Below are 2,771 nucleotides of genomic sequence, written 5' to 3' on the forward strand. Positions count from 1 at the left end.
CCTCCCCGCCGCCCACGGACGCCTTCCCGACTTTCCCCGTCCGCCCGACTCCGCTCCCCGCGGGGAAGTGAGAACGACCCGGGCTCCCGAACCACCGGATCGGAGCGCTCCTGCCGAACCGTCACGGGACACACCAGCGCGGTGCTAGCTGAGTTGGCGGCGGACGAGGTCGTGGAAGAGGCCGTCGGTGGCGTTCAGGAGTTCGGTGGGGGTGCCCTGTTGGACGATGCGGCCGTCGGCCATGGCGACGATCCGGTCTGCGCCCAGGACGGTGGAGAGGCGGTGGGCGATGACGATGCGGGTGCAGCGCAGCGCGTTCGTGGACTCCATGACGACGCGCTGGGCGGCGTTGTCGAGGGCGCTGGTCGCCTCGTCGAGGAAGAGGACGCGTGGTTTGCGGACGAGCGCCTGGGCGATCATGAGGCGTTGGCGCTGGCCGCCGGAGACGGTGCCGCCGCCGTCGGAGAGCATGGTGTGCATGCCCATCGGCATCGCGCGGATGTCGTCGGCGAGGCCGGCGAGTTCGGCGGCCTCCCAGGCCTCCTCCAGGGTGTGGCCGGCGGCGCCCCGGATGCAGTCGAGGATGGAGCCGGTGAGCGGCTGGGAGTTCTGGAGGACCACGCCGCACTGGCGGCGGACGGCGGACTGGTCGAGGGCGGCGAGGTCCTGGCCGTCGTAGTGGACGCTGCCGGTCAGCGGCCGGTCGAAGCCGATGAGGAGGCGCAGGAGGGTGGACTTGCCGCAGCCGCTGGCGCCGACGATCGCGACGAACTCGCCCGGTTCGACGCGCAGGTCGACGTCCTCCAGGACCAGCGGGCCGTCGTCGCCGTAGCGGTAGGAGACGCCGCGTGCCTCCAGGGCGCCGGTGAGGGTGCCGGGCGGGGTGCTGGAGTGCGCGACCTCCGGTGCGGCGCGCAGGATCGGCCGGATGAGTTCGAACATGGGCTGGACGGCGGCCGCCGAGAGCAGGGCGCCGGTGAGCTGGGTGGCCGAGCCGAGCAGCATGGTGACCGCCGTGCTGAAGGTGAGGAACTGCGCGGCGGTCATACCGCCCCTGGCGGGACCGGCGAGCAGCAGGAACATCACCAGCGTGCACAGCGGCAGATAGACGGCGTTGAGGACGGCGAGCACGCAGCGGATGTGCCCGATGCGCTGCTGGAGTTCGCGGGTGCGGGCGAAGCCCTTCGCCCAGGCGGCGTACGCGAAGCTCTCGGCCGCCGCGACGCGCAGCTTGGGCAGCCCGCGCAGGGTCTGGAACGCCTGGTTGTTCAGCCGGTTGCCGAGCTTCACGAGTTTGCGCTGGTAGCGCAGTTGCCACAGGCCGAGGCCGAGGAACGTCACCGCGACGACGAGCAGGATGCCGAGTGCGGCCAGCGCCATGGGCACGCTGAGCCAGAACAGCAGCACGAGGTTGGTGAGGCCGACCGTGCCGGCCTGCACGCAGACCGTGCCGATGCCGGACAGGACACGGCGGATGGCGCTGACGCCGAGCGCCGCGCTCGCCAGCTCACCCGTCGAGCGCCCCCGGAAGAAGTTGGTGGGGAGCCGCAACAGGCGTTCCCAGACGGCGGGTTGGAGGGTGGCCTCGACACGTCCTTCGAGCCGCAGCACGGCGGTGTTCTGGTAGAGCATGAAGGCGGCGGAGACCGTGGCGGCGGCGACGAGGGCGAGGGCGGCGGGCGCGATCAGGTCGGCTTCGCCGGCGGGGACGTACTCGCCGAGGACCCGCCCGGTGGTGAGCGGTACGAGGGCGCCGAGCGCGGCGGCGACCAGCGCGCCGACGAGGAGTCTGCGCAGTTCGGGGCGGGTGCCGTGGGCGCTGAACCGCATGAGGGACAGCAGGCCGAGCGGCCGGTCCGGCAGCGGGCGGTAGAGCATGACGCCGCGCGGGTGGAGGTCGGCGGCGGTCTGCGCGGTGACGCGTTCGGTGTCGCCGGTGTGCGGGTCGACGACGTGGTAGCCGCCGCGTCGCCACAGCAGGGCCACCGGCGAGTCGTCGTCGGCCCGGTGGCCGAGCAGCGGACCGGAGTCCTGCCGCCACCAGCGCGCGGTGAGCCGGACTTCGCGGGTGCGGACGCGCGCGGCGCGGGCGAGACGTTCGACGGGGTCCGTGCCGTCGGCGTCCGGGCCGGTCGTCGGCTGTTCGGGCAGCGGGATGCGGGCCTCGCGGGCGACGAGCCGCAGCGCGGCGAGCGTGTTGTCGTCGTCGGCGGCGCCGGTCGTGCGGCGGGGGCCGCGCGGGCCGATGGAGGCCAGCAGCGCTTCGTCGGCGCGGTCGCTCGCCGCACGCCCGGCGCGGATGCCGGCCTCGGCGCGGTCGGCGTGGTCGCGTTCCAGCGACTCGATCCAGCGGTCGAGCGCGCACAGCAGCCGGTACTGCTGGTCGACCATGCCCTGCCACGTCGCGGTCTCGATCAGCAGGGTGCCGGTGGCGTGGCCCTGGTAGGCGGCGCCGTAGCGGACGCTGCCGGGAGTGAGGCTCATCCACAGGATGTCGTCGTCGTGGGCGTCCGGGCGTCCGGGCGTCACGGGCGGGTCGGGGTCGGCGGAGGTGCCGCCGCCGTCGAGCGGCGCCTGGTAGAGCACGCGCAGGCCCCGGCCGACGCCCCGGTTGAAGGCGTCCTCCAGCGGGCTGGGAGCGGGTGGCGTGGCCGGCTGGCCGTACGGGTCGTACGCGTGCGGGTCGTAGGACTGGTACGCGGCCGTCGCGTAGGGGTCGGGCGCGTACGGGCTGCCGGGGGCGGCGCCGGTGTACGGGTCGTGGGGTGCCG

General features: G+C 74.0%; 1 protein-coding gene. It reads right to left on the reverse strand.

Annotation, left to right across the window (positions count from 1 at the left end):
• Positions 1 to 144 precede the first annotated feature (144 nt).
• Positions 145 to 2,771: NHLP bacteriocin export ABC transporter permease/ATPase subunit (locus tag FNX44_RS25745; protein ID WP_143651381.1), on the reverse strand; the 2,627-nt coding region annotated here is incomplete at its 5' end.

It is taken from the genome of Streptomyces alkaliterrae, assembly GCF_007097205.2.
Classification (GTDB): domain Bacteria; phylum Actinomycetota; class Actinomycetes; order Streptomycetales; family Streptomycetaceae; genus Streptomyces; species Streptomyces alkaliterrae.